Genomic DNA, 16,141 nt, shown 5'->3' with positions numbered 1-16,141 from the left:
CTTATTCCGGCACAAGCAATGCGGCCGGGGGGTGGCAAAGCGCGCAAAACGCTGTGATTTCCAAGTCCGAGGCCGTTGAGGCAGCGTCATCCTGACAGCGCGACGTGGATGTGCCGAGGCAGCTACTCCCGCACGCGCTCCAGCTTCTGCAAACATCGCGTCGCGCGCACCACGGCCGGCATCTCCTCGTCCGGAAAGCTGGTCTTCCAGTCGGTGACGCCGACCTCGCCGACATAGATGTCGCCCCTGGAATCCAGTGCGATGCCGTGCGGCGCCAGGAACTTGCCGCTCGCAACGCCCGGGCCTTCCTCGCCACCGAGCCGCGCGATGCGGTTGCCCTTGGCGTCCACGATCGAGAGCCGCGGGCCGAGATTGGGCACCTTGCGGTTGACGGCCAGGCCAGGGCCGAGTTCCCCGATGACGAAGGTCGGGCTCTTAGCCCCACCGCAACAGCATAGCGCACAAGGGCGGTGCAGATTGTTCCACTGCGTCTCGTACTTGCCGTTGCCGTCGAACACCTGCACGCGGTGGTTCTCGCGGTCGGCGACATAGACAAAGCCGTCGGCGTCGGTGGTGATGTTGTGCACGATGTTGAACTGGCCGGGATCGGTGCCGGGTTCGCCCCAGCTTGTCATCAGCTTGCCGCCGGGCGTGAATTTGTGCACGCGCGCATTGCCATAGCCGTCGGAGACGTAGATTTCGCCCTTCGGCGACAGCGCGGTGTGGGTGCAGCGGTGGAAGGGATCGCCGCTCATGAACGGCGACGGTTTCTCGGGGATGCCGATCGTCAGCAGCACCTTGCCGTCGGTGGTGCACTTGCGCACGGTGTGGTCGCCATCATCGGTGCAATAGAGATTGTCGTCGGCATCGATGTGCAGGCCGTGGGCGCGCGAGAACAGGCCTTCGCCCCAACTTCGCAAGAAATTGCCCTCGCGGTCCAGCACGACCATCGGATGGGCCCCGCGGTTGAAGACGTAGACGCGGTCCTTGCTGTCGACCGCGACCGAGGCGACGTCGGTGAGCTGCCATCCGTCCGGCAGCTTTGCGAAGTTTTCAACGACGCGGTAGCGGTGCTCGCCGGTGCCGAGAATGGCTGGCATGAATTCTCCTCTTGTTCGTTATCGTGGTGCGACACTGCTTCTACGGTGTTGTTCAAGCGGTGCTCGCCGCTGCCGCTCCAGTCTGCCCCAAAATCCCTTCCTCGATCGCCTTGATCTGCAGCGCCAGATATTTCGAGTTGATCCGGCATTGCGCGAGGCTGCCGGCGATGAACCAGAGGCCGGGCTGCCTGGTGCGCGTATACATGTTACGCAGCTCGAGGCCGTCGCCAAAGCCCCAGATCGGGCCGACCCGGTCGGCGACGGCGTCGCCGAACAGTTTCTGCACCAGATATTCCTGTGTCTTGTAACCGGTCGAGAGCACGATCAGGTCGGCCGAAAGGGTTGTGCCGTCCTTCATGCGAACGCCCTCGGTGACGAAGCTCTCGATGTCGGAAAACTGCCTGAGCTTGATCGCGCCCTCGATGATGAGGTTGGAGCAGCCGACATTGAAATAATAGCCGCCGCCACGGGTGAGATATTTGAACTGCCAGCCGGTGCCGGCCTCGCCGAAATCGAGCTTGAAGCCGACGCGCCGCAACCCGTCGAGCAGTTCCTTGTCGAGCTCCTTCGACTGCTCCGTCAGCATCACATGGGTCTTTTTCGCGAGCGGTGTCGGCATCGAGGTCGCGATCAGATCGTTGTCCTCGAGCGTGCCCTCATTGTAGGTCGCATAAGCGAGTTGGGCCGACGGCTCGATATTGGTGACGAGCGTAGGTGAACGCTGCACCAGCGTCACTTCGGCACCACTGGAGTGAAGATCCTGCGCGATGTCGTGGCCGCTATTGCCGGTGCCGATGACGATGGCGCGTTTGCCTGTCCAGGTCTCGCCGTCCTCGTAGCGGCTCGAATGCAGCAGCGTGCCCTTGAAGTTATCCAGGGTCGGAATGACAGGCACATTGGCGATGCCGCTGACGCCGGTTGCCATCACCACATGGCGCGGGTGCATGATACGCTCACTGCCGTCGGTGTGCCGCAGTGTGACGGTCCAGTGGCCTTTCGCATCGTCGTAGGCGCCGCCCTCGAATTCGGTGCCGGTCCAGAAGTTCAGCTCCATCGCCTCGACGTAAGCTTCGAACCAGTTGGCGAGCTTGTCCTTGGGGATATAGGTCGGCCAGCTCGGCGGAAACGGCATGTAGGGCAAATGATTGACCTGCACTTGGTTATGCAGGGTCAGCGCGTGGTAGCGCTTGCGCCAATTGTCCCCGATCCGCGCCTCGCGATCGACGATCAGGGTGTCGATGTTCAACTGTTTCAGCCGCGCCGCGATCGCGAGCCCGGCCTGGCCGCCGCCGACCACCAGCACGGCGGGATCGCGATCGGCGTAGTCGCGCGAGCCGTTGCGCAAGTCCAGCCAGTTCGGTCCACGGAAGTCGCGCGAATAGGCCTGACCGCGCGGCCGCGAGGTGCCGAGCTGCTCCTCGAAGCCCTTGAGCTCGTCGAGCGCGGTGAGGAGCGTCCACGCTTTCAGGCGGTCGCCGTCGGTGGCGTCGGGCACAAGCCTGACGATGCCGCTGCCGCGCCCCAGTGCGGTTTCGAAATTGAAGATCACCTCGATAGTGTTGGTCCCGGCACGCGTCACCCAGCGCGGTGGCGCTCGGTTCGGCGCAATCTTGAAGCTGCCCGGCGCAGCCTTTGCCGCGAGCGTTGTCAGCTCCCGCTTGATCGAGTCGCCGCCGCCGATCGTTTGCAGGTTCCAGCTTAGTGCCAGCACATCGCGCCAATAGCTGTCGGCGAGGAAAAGACGATCCAGCGCAGCGCTATCGGCTGCGCCCAGCGTTAGCTCGACCTCATCGAGCCAGGCTTGCGCGGATGCGACAATGTCCTTGGTCCTGTCCAGCATGCGCGACCTCGTGCCGTCTCCGCGGCGTTTCCTCTACGGTCGAAAGCTATACTGTTTCGCACACGGCCAATAGCCGATTACCCGAGCAGTGAGAACATGTGGCCCTGCTTCAGCGGAATGCGTTCGTTGAGAGAGACCTGCGGCACCCTCGTGGTGTTCGAGGAGGGGCACGCGAAAAAGGCTCCACCTTGGTGGAGCCTCCCTCGCGCTCTTGGGATTCACAGCCGCTGGCGTGGCAGCGAGCGGAACATCCCTACCTCACCCGCGTGCCGGCGCCGTACAGCTCACGCTCACGGCCGACATCGTCGGGTGACAACGGCGGGCTTGCGGCATCGAAGCCGTTCCAGCCGGATTTTTGCCAGGCGGCGCTCCGTTCCTGCAGGTTCACGGCCTTCTCGTGCAGAAGGGCATCGAGACGTGTGCTGTCCTGGTCGGGTACCCGCGCCGATACCAGCGTTCCGCCGCGACGGACGCCCTCCGCGTAGCGCGACGCATCATCCTTGGAGACGCCGGCTTCGGTCAGCGCGCCAACGATGCCGCCCGTCGCGGCGCCGGCCGCGGCACCAACTGCGGTCGAAGCCAGCCATCCGGCGGCAACCACCGGTCCGAGTCCCGGAATGGCCAGCAGGCCGAGTCCGGCAAGCAGGCCGGCCGCGCTTCCGAGGCCTGCGCCGATGCCGGCACCCGTGCCGGCACCTTCGGCGCGATCGTCGACGCCGTCGCGATCACGGTCAACCTTGCCGGTGGAGGAGCCGTACCAGTTATCGGAATTGTTCGCGACGATGCTGATGTCGGAGTGCGGCACGCCCGCGGCCTCCAGACGCCTGACCGCACGTTCCGCATCCGAATAGGTGTCATAGAGTCGAGAAATAGTGGTCGTCATGTTTCATCCTCCTTACTTGGCGGGGTTCACGTTGCCTTGGAAATCGACGCTCACGTCCGCCTTGGTCCCGGCCTTGTCGGCCTTGCCGCGCCAGACGCCGTTGTCGTCCTTTTGCAGTCCGGAAACATTGGAATAACCCGCGCCCTCGATCTTCGACTTCGCCTGGCCCTCGGTGAAGCTGTTGCGGCCCGCGACCGGTGCGTTGGAGTTGTTGTGATCAGAGCTGTTGACGGCGTGGTTGCCCGGCCCGCTCTGCGCAGGCTGTGACTGTGCACTGACAGGCGCTGATCCGAGCAGCAGCAGAGCTGCGGCGAGCATGGTGAGACGAGACATTTTTTATTCTCCGGCTGTTGATTGTGCCGGTCGACAACAGGCGAGATTCGAATTGGTTGCTCTTCCATTTGCGACGGAAGCGCGCGTCTTCAATCTGCCGAATATTGGAGAGGCGCAGGAACGATTGCCACTCGTTCCCGTTTATGCGGTCCGGCACTCTCGGACGGCGTTGCCTGTCCTCACATCGTCCAATAGGGCTCCCGCAGCTTGCGCTTGAAAATCTTTCCCGTGGCCTCGCGCGGCAGCGCGTCACGGAATTCGACGTCCTTTGGCACCTTGAAATTGGCAAGCCGCCCGCGCAGGAACGATCGGACGGCGTCGGCCGAGAGCTCGGCATCCGATTCAGGCTCGACAAAGGCGCACAGCCGTTCGCCGAATTCCGCGTCGGGGATGCCGAACACGGCACAGTCGCGCACGCCGGGCATTCCGATCAGCACGTTCTCGATCTCGGCGGGATAGATGTTGACGCCGCCGGAGATCACCATGTCGCGCTTGCGATCGCACAGGAACAGATAGCCGTCCGCGTCGAGGTAACCGACGTCGCCGACGCTGACCAGGCCGTCACGGCCGGCTTCGGCCCTTGCCTGCGACCTGCCGTGATAGTCGAAATCGGGCACTGACGTCTGGCGCATGTAGATTTCGCCGACTTCGTTTGCACCGCACGGGCTGCCGTCATCGCGGAAGATCCTGACGATGCCGCCTTCGATGGGGCGGCCGACCGTGCCAGGCTTCTTCAGTGCTTCCTCGGCCGAGTGCCACACCGGGATCCCGGTCTCGGTGGAGCCGAAATATTCGTTGATGACCGGTCCCCACCAGTCGATCATGGCGCGCTTGACGTCCGGCGGGCAGGGGGCGGCGCCGTGCACGACGAAACGCAGCGACGACAGGTCGTAGCGCTGCCTGACCGCTTCGGGCAACCGCAGCAGCCGGACGAACATGGTCGGTACCATGTGAATGTGCGTGACGCGGTGGCGCTCGATCAGCGCCAGCAGCTCCTCGGCATCGAACCGCGCCTGGAGGATGATGGTGCAAGCGCTGCGGAACGCCAGCATGCCGTAGGAATGCGGCGCCGAGTGATACATCGGGCCGTTGATCAGCACGATTTGGTCTTCCCGCGGCTTGATGCCATAGGCGATCCCGCCCACGCGTTCGGAGGCGGCCGCCTGTTCGGGCTGCATCGGCATGCGCCGCACGCCCTTCGGCATGCCCGTGGTGCCGGATGTATAAATCATCGCTGCGGCCCGCCGCGGCGGCTCCTGCGCTTGCGGATGGTCGTCGCGCCAGCGGTCCCAATCGGTCAGTCCCACCGGGATCTCGGTCAGTTCCCCAGGGATCGAAAAGGTCGCTGCGAGTTCGGGCGGCGTCGCGACGACCAGGAGAAGGACATCCGCCGGTACGCCGTCACGGATCTGCGGCAGCAAATCCGCGTGGCAGACCAGGATCTTCGCCCCGCTGTCGGCCAGGATGTAACGGACCTCCTCGGCCTTCAAATGCCAGTTGATCGGCACCACCGGACTGCCCAGCGCGGCCGAGGCCGCAACCACCTCGAACAGAGCGAAATCGTTGCGCAGCATCATCGCGACCGGCGCGGCCTCGGCAAGCCCCAGGGCGCGGAAGCCGCTCATCGCCCGCCTGATCCGAGCCCGGATGTCGTCATAGCTGATCTGGCGTTCGCCGCTGATGATCATGGCGTCTCCTCATCCCGCTCGTCTAGCGATCATCCAGCACGTCGCCGAAGCCGACCCAGCTCTTGCCATTGAAGCGCCGGAGCTGAAGCTGCTGGAACGGCAGATAGTCGTCGGGGCCGGTCGTAACCGCCATTCCCGGCAGCAGCAGCGGCAGCTTCACATCCTTCAACGAGGCCGCCTGGCGCATGATGTTGTCGCGGCTGATATCATCCTTGCACCCCTTCAGCACCGTCATCAGCAGCGTGGCATAGTGATAGCCCGCGGCGTAGTTGGAGTTGGAGAGGTCCGCGGCCGGCATGTAGCGCTTCATGAAGGCGAAGTATTCCTTCACGCCGGGATCGTCGACCCATTGCGGGTCCATCGTGTCCTTCTGATTGCTCGACGAGATCAGGCCGACCGCGTTGTCGAGCCCTGCCGGTTCCAGGAAAGAGATCGACGACGCCGAGGTCGGCACGAAGAACAGCTCCGGCTTCCAGCCGATCTCGGCCACGCCCTTGACCATTTGCGAGGTGAACTTGCCGAGCACGACGCCGAACAGCACGTTGGCGCCCGAGGCCTTCAAGGTCGAGAGTTGCGAGCTGATCGTCGGCGCGCTGGTCTCGTAGCTCGCTTCCGCGATGATCATGCTTGCCGCCTTAGGCCCGAGCGCTCGCTTGAAGCCGGCGACATAGTCGCGGCCGAAATCGTCGTTCTGCGAGAGGATCGCGATCCTGGCGTCGGGCTTGGCCTGCAAAATGTATTTGGCATAGACCACGCCCTCGGATTCGTAGGCCGCCATGCCCGGCATGGTCCACGGGTTCTTCTGCGGATCGGCCCATTTGGTGGCGCCGGAGAGCACGAACAGCTGCGGCACTCTCTTGGCGTTGAGATAGCGCTGCACGGCGCTGTTGGTGGCGGTGCCGAGCGAGCCGAACATCATCAGCACCTCTTCTTGCTCCACCAGCTTGCGGGTCTGCTCGACGGTCTTCGGCGGCGAATAGGCGTCGTCCAGCGTGATGAACTTGACCTTGCGGCCGTTGATGCCGCCTTCGGCATTGACCTTCTCGAAGAACGCTTCCTGCGTCCGTCCGATCGCGCCGAAGCCGGAGGCCGGGCCGCTGTAGGGCAGGGTCTGCCCGATGCGGATCTCGTCGCTGCCTTCGGCATGGGCGCTGCCGCCGGCGAGCATCAGCAACGACATCCCGATCAGTGCGGCTGCCAGCTTCATGGTGTCCTCCCGTTTTATTGTCGGTCCGAGACGTCAGGCGCTGACGCGCATCAGGAAATCCTGTCGGGCCTGGTCGAATTCCCGTTTCATCCGGTCGACGAGCTCGGCGACCGGCGGCGCGTCGGCGATCTGGCCGATACCCTGGCCCGAGCCCCAGATGTCGCGCCACGCCTTGGACTTCATGTTGCCGCCGGAGCCGAAATTCATCTTCGTCTTGTCGGCCGCCGGCAGATTGTCCGGATCGAGCCCGGCCGCGGCGATCGAAGGCCCGAGATAGTTGCCGTGCACGCCGGTGAAGAGGTTGGTGTAGACGATGTCATGCGCGGTGTGCTGCGTCAGCGCCGACTTGTAGGCTTCGTCAGCGTTGGCTTCCTTCGTCGCGATGAAGCGCGTGCCCATATAGGCGAGGTCGGCGCCCAGCGTCAGCGCGGAGGCGATCGCGAAGCCGTCGCTGATTGCGCCCGACAGCAGGATCGCACCGTCGAACCATTGTTTGACCTCGCGTACCAGTGCGAAAGGCGAGAGCGTTCCTGCATGTCCTCCAGCGCCGGCGCAGACCAGGATCAGACCGTCGACGCCCTGCTCGGCGGCCTTGCGCGCGTGCTTGACGTTGATGACGTCGTGGAACACGAGGCCGCCGTACGAGTGTGCGGCCTCGACGAGCTCGGCGGGCGGTCGCAGCGAGGTGATGATGATGGGCGCCCTGTGCTTCACACAGGTCTCCATGTCCTTCATCAGCCGGTCGTTGGAGGCGTGGCAGATCTGGTTGACGGCGTAGGGTGCGACCTTCTTGCCGGGATTGCGCGACTTGTATTCGCCGAGTTCGTCCTCGATGCGGCTCAGCCATTCGTCGAGCTTTTCCACCGGACGGGCATTGAGTGCCGGAAACGAGCCGACCACGCCGGCCTTGCACTGGGCGATCACCAGCTCAGGGCCGGAGACGAGGAAGAGCGGCGAGCCGACCACGGGCAGCTCGAGCGAATCCTTCAAGAGAGCGGGCAGCGCCATGATGTCCTCCCGGAAACGCAGCCCGCGGGCAGGCGGATGACGAGGCGTTTCCTTCTTTGATTGTCGCGGGCGAGTTGCCGCCCATGTTTCATTTGACGTCATTATAGGGGTTGGAGTGGGGCCTCTTATCGTTCAATATTGAACGGACGACTATTCAGATTTGAACAGAGGCCGCTCATGGACTGGGACCTTTGCAAGACCTTCCTCGCGGTCGCCGATACCGGCAGCTTCACCGGCGCGGCGCGCCGGCTGCACAGCAGCCATCCCACCGTCAGCCGCAAGATTGCGGCGCTGGAAGCCCAGCTCGGCACCAGGCTGGTGGCGCGTGCCGCCGACGGCCTTGCGCTGACGGCGGATGGACGGACGCTGCGCGAGCACGCCGAGGTAATGGCGGCGGCCGCGCTGCGGGCGGAGACGGCAGTCTCGGCCGGAGGGCATAAGGCGCGCGGGACCGTCAAGCTATCGATCGGCGCAACGCTGGCCTCGCATTGGCTGATGCCGCGCCTGCCTGCGTTCCTGCGCGCGCACGATCACGTCCAGCTCGAGATCATCACCCATCCGTTTCCGGCGAGCGTGCGCCGGCGCGAGGCGGACGTGGTGTTGCGCCCCTTCGACAGCGGCGAGGAAAATCTGGTCGGCCGCAAGATCGGCCGTCTCGGCACGGGATTCTACGCCTCGCGCGGCTACGCCGGCGGGCGGTCCTTGCCGGAACGGCGCGGCGAGTGGAAGGGGCACAGCGTCATCGGTTTCGCCGATCAGACCTCCAATCTCCAGCTTGCGCGCTGGAGCGACGTCGTCACGCGTCAGGCCTGGGTGGTGATGCGCTGCTCGTCCCAGGGCGACATGCTGGCGGCGGTCCGCGCCGGACTCGGAATCTCCGCCCTGTCGTGCTTTGTCGCCGAAAGCTATCCCGATCTTGTGCGTGTCGCGCCGCAGAAGCTCGCCAGCGTGGCGGACCTGTGGCTGCTCGCCCATCCCGACCTCGTCGAACTGCCGGCGGTGCGGGCCGTCATCGACTTCGTCGCCGATTGCGCCCGGACCGATCGCGTCAGGCTGCGGGGCTAGAGCGTTTTCGAGCGAAGTGGACACCGGTTCGCGTCAAGAAAACGCGTCAAAACAAAACACTAGAGCCCCGTTCCGATTCCATCGGAACGGAACTAGCTCTAGGCTGATCCCGCGATGACGCCTTCGCGTTTTTTCACCGCGCGATAATAGCTCCACCACAGATGTGCCGCCGCTCCGCGCAGGGGGCGCCAGGGTTCGGCGAGCGGCGCCATCTGCTTCTCCGTTGGCCGCGCCTGCAAGCCGAGCCCGATGCGGATGCCTTCCTGCACGGCGAGGTCGCCGGCCGGCCAGGCGTCGCCATGGCCGAGGCAGAACAGCAGATAGACGTCCGCGGTCCAGGGTCCGATGCCGGGCAGTGCGATCAACGTGTGATGCGCGGCATCGGCGTCTTCTTCCGCGAGCACGTCGAGGTTCAGCCGTTCTGCGGTGATCTCGCGCGCGAGATGTTTCAGCGTCTTGATCTTGGCGGCGGACAGGCCGAGCCGCCCCAGCCGGTCGGTGCGGGCGCGGCGGACAGCCTCGTGGTCGAACGGATCGAACGCGGCGGACAACCGTCCCCAGATCGCCGCGGCGCTCGCAGTCGAGAGCTGTTGCCCGCAGACGATGTGGGCAAGCCCCGCAAAACCCGGCTCGCGCCGCCGCAACGCCGGCATGCCGGCAGTCGCCAGCACTGGCTTCAGGCGCGGATCGCGCTTGACCAGCGCGTGGACGGCCTCTTCGAGATCGGATTGGGTTTCGAGGTGGATGGTCATGGCAATCGTCAACTCTCTCCGGCGTCATGGCCGGGCTTTCACCCGGCCATCCACGTCTTTCCAACGTGCATCATTGTTAGCACGGCTGGTGATCATCGCATTCTCGGGGACCTTGACACGATCGGTGCGCCGCTCCGAAGAACGTGGATGGCCGGGACACAGGCGAGCGGAAGCGACGCCATCCGTCTAGACGGCTATGCCCGGCCATGATGAGTTCCGAAGCATGTCGCCACCCGTTTTCCGATTTGCCCCCAGCCCGAATGGCTACCTGCATCTCGGCCACGCTTATTCCGCGCTGCTCAATTCCGACCGCGCGCGCGAGACCGGTGGGCGGCTGTTGCTGCGGATCGAGGACATCGACGCGACGCGTTGCCGGCCGGAATATGAGACAGCGATCTACGAAGACCTCGCCTGGCTCGGCATCGCCTGGGAGACGCCGGTGCGGCGGCAGTCGGAGCATCTCGATGCGTATCGGACGGCGCTGGACAGGCTCTCGGCGCTCGGCCTGGTCTATCCAGCCTTCGAAAGCCGCGCCGAGATCGCAAGGCTGGTTACGGCGCGTGAAGCGGATGGGCCGTGGCCGCGCGATCCCGACGGCGTGCCGCTCTATCCCGGCGCCGCCAGATCGCTGTCCGCGGACGAGCGCGACCGCCTCATCGACACCGGTGCGCCTTATGCGCTTCGGCTCGACATGGCAGCCGCCTGCCGCCGCGCTGTGGGCCTGAGCTGGAACGAACTGGGCGAGGGGCCGGATGGTGAGCGTGGCGTCGTCCCGGCGCGGCCAGAAGCCTGGGGCGACGTCATTGTGGCCCGCAAGAAGACGCCGACGAGCTACCATCTGTCCGTTGTTGTCGACGATGCGCTCCAGGACATCAGCGAGATCGTGCGGGGCCAGGACCTGTTCCACGCCACTTCGGTCCACCGTCTGCTTCAGGTTCTGCTCCACCTGCCCGAACCCGTCTACCGCCACCATGGGCTACTTCGCGACGAGCGCGGCCGGAAGCTGTCGAAATCAACCAGCTCGACCGGCCTTCGTGAACTGCGCGCCGGCGGCGCCACGCCGGCCGGTATCCGCCGGTTGGTGGGATTAGGTTAAGTTTCTCTGGGGGTTAGCCAAACGGCGCCGTGACTCCGGGTGTTCCGCCGTGCCATGCTCGCCTGACAGCGCGGGGTTCGAAGGGGATACTTCGAAGGGGAGTTATGGCGGCGAAAACGCGCGCAGCGCGCACTACGCGGACGTCCAAGCGAGTGGCTCGGAAGCGCTCCGGGCCGACCGCCCGGTTGCGCAAGCGCAGCACCAAGCGGGTCGAGCCGGACGTCGTCCAGGCCGCGCTTGCCGCCTTTGCCCATGAGGTCCGCACCCCCCTGACCGGCATTCTCGCGATCAGCGACTTGCTCGCGACTTCGGATCTCGGCGAACGGGAAAGACGCTGGGCCGACACGATCAAGGCCGGTGCCGAGCATCTGGCGAACCTTGCCACCCTGTTCGTCGATGCCGCCAGAACCGGCAAGGGGACCGGCAAGGGCATCGGAGGTGGAAGCTCGCTGCGGCAGGATTTGTTCGACCTGCGGACCCTCGCCCGCAACGCCGGCGATTCGCTGGCCGGTCGCGCCGCGGCCAAGGGTCTCCAGGCCGAGGTCGATATCTCGGAGAAGCTGCCGGGGCTGGTGGTCGGTGATCCCGTCCGCCTGCGCGCCGCGCTCGAGAACCTGATCGACAATGCCGTGAAATTCACCGAGCACGGCGGCGTGGCGCTCACGGTCGCGCCTTGGCGTTCCGTCAAGAGCAAGGACAAGACCAAGAGCAAAGGCAAAGCAAAGGGCAAAGGCAGCGTCGGTGTCGCCTTCGCGGTGTCCGACAGCGGCATCGGCCTCACCATGGCCGAGATCAAACGGCTGTTCCGGCCGTTTACCCAAGCCAATGTCACCATTGCCTCGCGCTTCGGCGGCGCCGGACTGGGCCTGTCGTCGGTGAAGCAACTGGCGCGCGCGATGGGCGGCGACATCACGGTCGCGCCTCGGCCCGGCGGTGGCGCCACCTTCACATTGACGGTGTCGGTGTGTGCCACGGGATCGGGCAAGTCCCGCAAGTCGAAGGGCGAAGCCGAGATGGATGCGGTTCCGGCGCTGCGCTTGCTCAGCGTCGAGGACAATCCGTTCGGCCGCGTTGTGCTCAACACCATCCTGACCGAACTCGGTCATCATGCCGAGTTCATCGGGCGCGGCGAGGACGCGGTGAACCGGCTCGCGCAGGGCGCCTTCGACGCGGTGCTGATGGATATGGTGCTGCCGGGCATCAATGGCGTCGAGGCGATCAGGCGGATCCGCACCATGGCGACGCCGCTGGCTCAGATCCCCATCATCGGGGTGTCAGGTCGGGGCGAAGATGAAGTCGCCTCACGCGAGGCCGGCGCCGACGCCTTTCTGGTCAAGCCTGTGTCTCCGCGGGCGCTAGCGACTGCGCTGCTTGCAGCGACACGCCGTGAGGAAGCCGCGACTTGATGATCGCGGCGTTGAGCTCGCCGCCGTAAACGAAGATCGCGGCGATGAAATACAGGAACACCAGCGCGATGATCACCGAGGCGAGCCCCGCATACATCGTCACGTAATTATTGGCGAAGCGCGCCAGATATTGCCCGAACACGATGCCCGAGATCAGCGACGCCACGATGGTGAAGACGATGCCGGGCAGGATCTGGAGGAACCGGCGCCGTCCCGCCGGCAGCCAGGTATGCAGGATCATCAGCGCCACCACCAACGCGCCAACGGTGATGCCGTAGCGCAGCCAGGTGAGGATCCTCTCGTTGGATTCAACGAACAGCGGGATGTGCGCACGCGCGGCCTCGATGAGCAGCGGCCCGAGCACGATCAGGAATGCCATGGCGAGCGCGGTGAAGGCCGCAATCAGCGTGTAGGCGATCGATTCCAGCCGTAGCCAGTACCAGGGCCGCATCTCCACGACCGCATAGGCGCGGTTCAGTGCGACCCGCAGCGCCTCGACGCCGTTGGAGGCGAAGTAGACCGACAGCACCGCGCCGATGGTGAATAGGCCGGTGCGGGTCGTGGTCAGCACGTCGTGGACTTCCCCCGAGATCGAATCCGCGACCTGCTTGGGCCAGACCTGGAGCATGAGGCTCGCAGCCTGATCGGCGAGTTCCTTGGAGCCGAAGAAGCCGGCGAGCGATGTCAGGACGATCAGGAACGGGAATAGCGCCATCAGCGTCGACAGCGCGATGTGGCTCGCGATCGCCCAGCCGTCATCGGCGAGGAACGTGTAGAACGCGTCCATTACGACAAGGTAGATGGTGCGGATTGCCTTCACGCACCACCTGCACTGCTGTTGCTGCTTCCGCTTCCCGCGCGCGGGAAACGCATTCCGACCTCTCCCCGCAGGCGGGGATAGGTCAAGAGGATAGGCAATTGGCGCAAATCCAGATTCATCCAGCTAGCTTCTGATATTATTGGCTTAAAAGCCAGATCGGGAACGCCATGGCGGACCGGCGCGGAGGGTGTTATTTACCCTCGAATGGCATCTCTCCTGAGTACTTTCATCCTGCCGATTGCGGTCGGCGCCGTGGCGTTGGTGCTGCTGCTCGGTCTCATCAACATGATGCGCGGCGGCTCGCCCAACACCTCGCAGAAGCTGATGCGCTGGCGCGTGCTGCTTCAGTTCGTGGCGATCGTCATCGCGATGGCCGCCGTGTGGGCGATGGGGCGTTAACATGGTCGTGCTCAACCGCATCTATACGAAAACCGGTGACGACGGCACGACAGCGCTCGGCTCGGGCGAGCGCCGGCCGAAATACGATCTGCGCATCGAGGCCTATGGGACGGTCGACGAGACCAATGCTGCGATCGGCGTGGTCCGGCTTCACACCGGGGATGCGCCCGAGCTCGACGCGATGCTTGGCCGCATCCAGAACGATCTGTTCGACCTCGGCGCGGACCTCGCGGTGCCCGAACGTGAGGGCAAGGCGGAGCGGCTGCGGGTGGTGGCAAGCCAGGTCGAGCGGCTCGAGCGCGACATCGACGCGCTCAACGACAAGCTGGCACCCCTGACCTCCTTCGTGCTGCCGGGCGGCACGCCAGCCGCCGCCTACCTCCATGTCGCCCGTACGATTTGCCGCAGGGCGGAACGCGTGATGGTGGAACTGGCGGCCCGGCCGGACGAACCTGTTGGTGCCGCTGGCATCCAGTATATGAACCGCCTGTCGGACTTCCTGTTCGTGGCCAGTCGCGCGGCCAACGATGACGGCGCCGGCGACGTGCTCTGGGTTCCGGGCCAGAATCGCTGACCCATTGCCGCGCATTTCTGGGCGCCAAAATTAGACCCCTTCGCGCGTTGACCGGGCCGGATCAGGCCTTTAGGTTCCGCGCCAGTTGATAACCCCCCTCCCAGATTGAGTGAAAGAGGATCGATGAAGGTCTTGGTGCCGGTAAAGCGGGTGGTCGATTACAACGTCAAGGTCCGCGTCAAGAGCGATGGATCGGGTGTTGAACTCGCCAACGTCAAAATGTCGATGAACCCGTTCGACGAAATTGCGGTCGAAGAAGCGCTGCGCCTGAAGGAAGCCGGCAAGGCGACCGAAGTCGTGGTGGTCTCGATCGGACCGGCGCAGGCGTCGGAAACGATCCGCACCGGTCTCGCCATGGGTGCCGATCGCGGCATCCTGGTGAAGGCCGAGGGTGCGGTCGAGCCGCTCGCGGTCGCCAAGATCCTGAAGAAGATTGCGGACGAAGAGCAGCCGGGCCTCATCATTCTCGGCAAGCAGGCGATCGACGACGACAGCAATCAGACCGGCCAGATGCTGGCCGCGCTGCTCGGCTGGTCGCAGGCGACCTTCGCCTCGAAGCTCGAGGTCGAAGGCAGCGACTTCAAGGTCACCCGCGAAGTCGACGGCGGCTTGCAGACCGTGAAGCTGAAGGGACCGGCGATCGTCACCACCGATCTCCGTCTCAACGAGCCGCGCTACGCCTCGCTGCCGAACATCATGAAGGCCAAAAAGAAGCCGATTGCGGACAAGACTGCCGCCGATTATGGCATCGATCTCACCGCGCGCCTCGAGGTTCTCAAGACGACCGAGCCGGCGGGCCGCAAGGCGGGCGTCAAGGTCAAGGACGTCGCCGAGCTGGTGTCGAAACTCAAGAACGAAGCCGGGGTGCTCTGATGACGACGCTTCTGATTGCCGAACACGACAATGCGTCGCTCAAGGATGCGACCAACAAGGCCCTGACCGCGGCGGCCGCGCTCGGCGCGGACGTCGAGGTTCTGGTGGCCGGCGAGAACGCCAAGGCCGCGGCGGACGCCGCCGCAAAGCTTGCCGGTGTGAAGAAGGTGCTGCTCGCCGACGGCGCGCTTTACGCGCACGATCTGGCCGAGCCACTGGCCGCGCTGATCGTCTCGCTGGCGCCGTCCTATGACGCCATCGTCGCGCCCGCGACCTCGCGCTTCAAGAACGTGATGCCGCGCGTCGCGGCCCTGCTCGACGTCATGCAGGTCTCGGAGATCACCAAGGTGATCGCCCCCGACACCTATGAGCGCCCGATCTACGCCGGCAACGCCATCCAGACGGTGAAGTCGAAGGACGCCAAGAAGGTCATCACGGTGCGCACCTCCACCTTCGCCGCAGCGGGTGAAGGCGGCAGCGCGTCGGTCGAGAGCGTCGCGGCGGCGGCCGATCCGGGCCTGTCGTCCTTTGTCGGCGAGGAGGTCGCGAAGAGTGACCGTCCCGAGCTGACCTCGGCCAAGATCATCGTCTCCGGTGGCCGCGCCATGCAGAGCCGCGAGAACTTCGCAAAGTACATCGAGCCGCTCGCCGATAAACTTGGCGCCGGTGTCGGCGCTTCGCGTGCGGCGGTGGATGCGGGCTATGCGCCGAACGACTGGCAGGTCGGCCAGACCGGCAAGGTCGTGGCCCCCGAGCTCTATGTCGCGGTCGGCATTTCCGGCGCGATCCAGCATCTGGCCGGCATGAAGGACTCCAAAGTGATCGTCGCGATCAACAAGGACGAGGACGCGCCGATCTTCCAGGTCGCTGATTACGGCCTGGTCGCCGACCTCTACCAAGCGGTTCCGGAGCTGACGGCCGAACTCGGCAAGCTCGGCAAGTAAAACGCGCTAAACACCGGCCGGAGCTATAAACTCCGGCCGGTGTTGCTTTTTGAGGCGTTTTCTTTGGCGCGGGACACGCCTTCGAAGCGATCCAATCTAGGTTTCGAGGCCGGGTTCTGATTAAATCAGACCTCCCGGCTCAGGGGGATAGGC

Annotated in this window: 16 protein-coding genes; 7 read left to right on the top strand and 9 right to left on the bottom strand. The window is 64.8% G+C overall.

Annotation, left to right across the window (positions count from 1 at the left end):
* Nucleotides 1–122 precede the first annotated feature (122 nt).
* The 7 genes from AC0L3B_RS07045 to AC0L3B_RS07015 form a co-directional block, all read right to left on the bottom strand.
* Complete coding sequence (locus AC0L3B_RS07045; protein ID WP_473380214.1) at nt 123–1,100, bottom strand: peptidyl-alpha-hydroxyglycine alpha-amidating lyase family protein; 978 nt, start codon at nt 1,098–1,100, stop codon at nt 123–125.
* 52 nt (nt 1,101–1,152) lie between these two features.
* A complete protein-coding gene (locus AC0L3B_RS07040; protein WP_473380213.1) occupies nt 1,153–2,940 on the bottom strand; it encodes a flavin-containing monooxygenase in 1,788 nt (595 codons plus the stop codon).
* Nucleotides 2,941–3,193: 253 nt separating this feature from the next.
* On the bottom strand, nt 3,194–3,823 hold the full coding sequence (locus AC0L3B_RS07035) for a general stress protein (RefSeq protein WP_018453227.1): 630 nt from the start codon (nt 3,821–3,823) through the stop codon (nt 3,194–3,196).
* A 12-nt stretch (nt 3,824–3,835) separates the two neighbouring features.
* Nucleotides 3,836–4,156 carry a hypothetical protein gene (locus tag AC0L3B_RS07030; protein WP_473380212.1) on the bottom strand — a complete coding sequence of 107 codons (321 nt, stop codon included), beginning with the start codon at nt 4,154–4,156 and terminating at the stop codon, nt 3,836–3,838.
* Between the two features lie 179 nt (nt 4,157–4,335).
* Nucleotides 4,336–5,844 carry an acyl-CoA synthetase gene (locus AC0L3B_RS07025; protein ID WP_085350753.1) on the bottom strand — a complete coding sequence of 503 codons (1,509 nt, stop codon included), beginning with the start codon at nt 5,842–5,844 and terminating at the stop codon, nt 4,336–4,338.
* Nucleotides 5,845–5,866: 22 nt separating this feature from the next.
* Entirely contained in the window at nt 5,867–7,051 is a 1,185-nt protein-coding gene (locus AC0L3B_RS07020) for an ABC transporter substrate-binding protein (protein ID WP_473380211.1), read from the bottom strand.
* 33 nt (nt 7,052–7,084) lie between these two features.
* A complete protein-coding gene (locus AC0L3B_RS07015; RefSeq protein WP_018453231.1) occupies nt 7,085–8,059 on the bottom strand; it encodes an NAD(P)H-dependent flavin oxidoreductase in 975 nt (324 codons plus the stop codon).
* 177 nt (nt 8,060–8,236) lie between these two features.
* Between AC0L3B_RS07015 and AC0L3B_RS07010 the strand changes: the two genes are divergently transcribed.
* A complete protein-coding gene (locus AC0L3B_RS07010) occupies nt 8,237–9,124 on the top strand; it encodes a LysR family transcriptional regulator (RefSeq protein ID WP_085350751.1) in 888 nt (295 codons plus the stop codon).
* A 98-nt stretch (nt 9,125–9,222) separates the two neighbouring features.
* Here AC0L3B_RS07010 and AC0L3B_RS07005 read toward each other — a convergent pair whose 3' ends face one another.
* Nucleotides 9,223–9,876: a DNA-3-methyladenine glycosylase family protein gene (locus AC0L3B_RS07005; protein ID WP_085350750.1), complete on the bottom strand. Its 654-nt coding sequence runs from the start codon at nt 9,874–9,876 to the stop codon at nt 9,223–9,225.
* 223 nt (nt 9,877–10,099) lie between these two features.
* Here AC0L3B_RS07005 and gluQRS point away from each other — a divergent pair, with 223 nt between their 5' ends.
* Entirely contained in the window at nt 10,100–10,972 is an 873-nt protein-coding gene (gluQRS, locus tag AC0L3B_RS07000; protein WP_085350826.1) for a tRNA glutamyl-Q(34) synthetase GluQRS, read from the top strand.
* Between the two features lie 104 nt (nt 10,973–11,076).
* Nucleotides 11,077–12,378, top strand: coding sequence for an ATP-binding protein (locus AC0L3B_RS06995; RefSeq protein ID WP_085361088.1), 1,302 nt, complete (start codon nt 11,077–11,079; stop codon nt 12,376–12,378).
* Here AC0L3B_RS06995 and AC0L3B_RS06990 read toward each other — a convergent pair.
* Complete coding sequence (locus AC0L3B_RS06990) at nt 12,305–13,198, bottom strand: YihY/virulence factor BrkB family protein (RefSeq protein WP_026232492.1); 894 nt, start codon at nt 13,196–13,198, stop codon at nt 12,305–12,307. The genes AC0L3B_RS06995 and AC0L3B_RS06990 overlap by 74 nt on opposite strands.
* A gap of 204 nt (nt 13,199–13,402) precedes the next feature.
* Here AC0L3B_RS06990 and AC0L3B_RS06985 point away from each other — a divergent pair, with 204 nt between their 5' ends.
* The 4 genes from AC0L3B_RS06985 to AC0L3B_RS06970 all read left to right on the top strand — a co-directional run bounded on the left by AC0L3B_RS06985 (nt 13,403) and on the right by AC0L3B_RS06970 (nt 15,988).
* The gene (locus tag AC0L3B_RS06985; protein ID WP_018453237.1) at nt 13,403–13,597 is read left to right on the top strand and encodes a twin transmembrane helix small protein; all 195 of its coding nucleotides are present in this window, start codon (nt 13,403–13,405) and stop codon (nt 13,595–13,597) included.
* Between the two features lies 1 nt (nt 13,598).
* Nucleotides 13,599–14,171, top strand: a complete 573-nt coding sequence (locus AC0L3B_RS06980; RefSeq protein ID WP_085350747.1) for a cob(I)yrinic acid a,c-diamide adenosyltransferase — start codon at nt 13,599–13,601, stop codon at nt 14,169–14,171.
* A 123-nt stretch (nt 14,172–14,294) separates the two neighbouring features.
* The gene (locus AC0L3B_RS06975) at nt 14,295–15,044 is read left to right on the top strand and encodes an electron transfer flavoprotein subunit beta/FixA family protein (RefSeq protein ID WP_085350746.1); all 750 of its coding nucleotides are present in this window, start codon (nt 14,295–14,297) and stop codon (nt 15,042–15,044) included.
* Nucleotides 15,044–15,988 (top strand): electron transfer flavoprotein subunit alpha/FixB family protein, encoded by a 945-nt coding sequence (locus tag AC0L3B_RS06970; RefSeq protein WP_085350745.1) that lies wholly within the window; start codon nt 15,044–15,046, stop codon nt 15,986–15,988. Before AC0L3B_RS06975 ends, AC0L3B_RS06970 begins: the two co-directional genes overlap by 1 nt.
* Nucleotides 15,989–16,141: the final 153 nt, after the last annotated feature.

It is taken from the genome of Bradyrhizobium sp. Kon56 (assembly GCF_055807635.1).
Note: the sequence above shows the minus strand (reverse complement) of the source record. Positions and strands in the feature narration are given on the sequence as shown.

Coding starts and splice junctions, on each gene's coding strand:
- AC0L3B_RS07045 (WP_473380214.1), bottom strand. CDS start 1,100: ATGCCAGCCATTCTCGGCACCGGCGAGCACCGCTACCGCGTCGTTGAA.
- AC0L3B_RS07040 (WP_473380213.1), bottom strand. CDS start 2,940: ATGCTGGACAGGACCAAGGACATTGTCGCATCCGCGCAAGCCTGGCTC.
- AC0L3B_RS07035 (WP_018453227.1), bottom strand. CDS start 3,823: ATGACGACCACTATTTCTCGACTCTATGACACCTATTCGGATGCGGAA.
- AC0L3B_RS07030 (WP_473380212.1), bottom strand. CDS start 4,156: ATGTCTCGTCTCACCATGCTCGCCGCAGCTCTGCTGCTGCTCGGATCA.
- AC0L3B_RS07025 (WP_085350753.1), bottom strand. CDS start 5,844: ATGATCATCAGCGGCGAACGCCAGATCAGCTATGACGACATCCGGGCT.
- AC0L3B_RS07020 (WP_473380211.1), bottom strand. CDS start 7,051: ATGAAGCTGGCAGCCGCACTGATCGGGATGTCGTTGCTGATGCTCGCC.
- AC0L3B_RS07015 (WP_018453231.1), bottom strand. CDS start 8,059: ATGGCGCTGCCCGCTCTCTTGAAGGATTCGCTCGAGCTGCCCGTGGTC.
- AC0L3B_RS07010 (WP_085350751.1), top strand. CDS start 8,237: ATGGACTGGGACCTTTGCAAGACCTTCCTCGCGGTCGCCGATACCGGC.
- AC0L3B_RS07005 (WP_085350750.1), bottom strand. CDS start 9,876: ATGACCATCCACCTCGAAACCCAATCCGATCTCGAAGAGGCCGTCCAC.
- gluQRS (WP_085350826.1), top strand. CDS start 10,100: ATGTCGCCACCCGTTTTCCGATTTGCCCCCAGCCCGAATGGCTACCTG.
- AC0L3B_RS06995 (WP_085361088.1), top strand. CDS start 11,077: ATGGCGGCGAAAACGCGCGCAGCGCGCACTACGCGGACGTCCAAGCGA.
- AC0L3B_RS06985 (WP_018453237.1), top strand. CDS start 13,403: ATGGCATCTCTCCTGAGTACTTTCATCCTGCCGATTGCGGTCGGCGCC.
- AC0L3B_RS06980 (WP_085350747.1), top strand. CDS start 13,599: ATGGTCGTGCTCAACCGCATCTATACGAAAACCGGTGACGACGGCACG.
- AC0L3B_RS06975 (WP_085350746.1), top strand. CDS start 14,295: ATGAAGGTCTTGGTGCCGGTAAAGCGGGTGGTCGATTACAACGTCAAG.
- AC0L3B_RS06970 (WP_085350745.1), top strand. CDS start 15,044: ATGACGACGCTTCTGATTGCCGAACACGACAATGCGTCGCTCAAGGAT.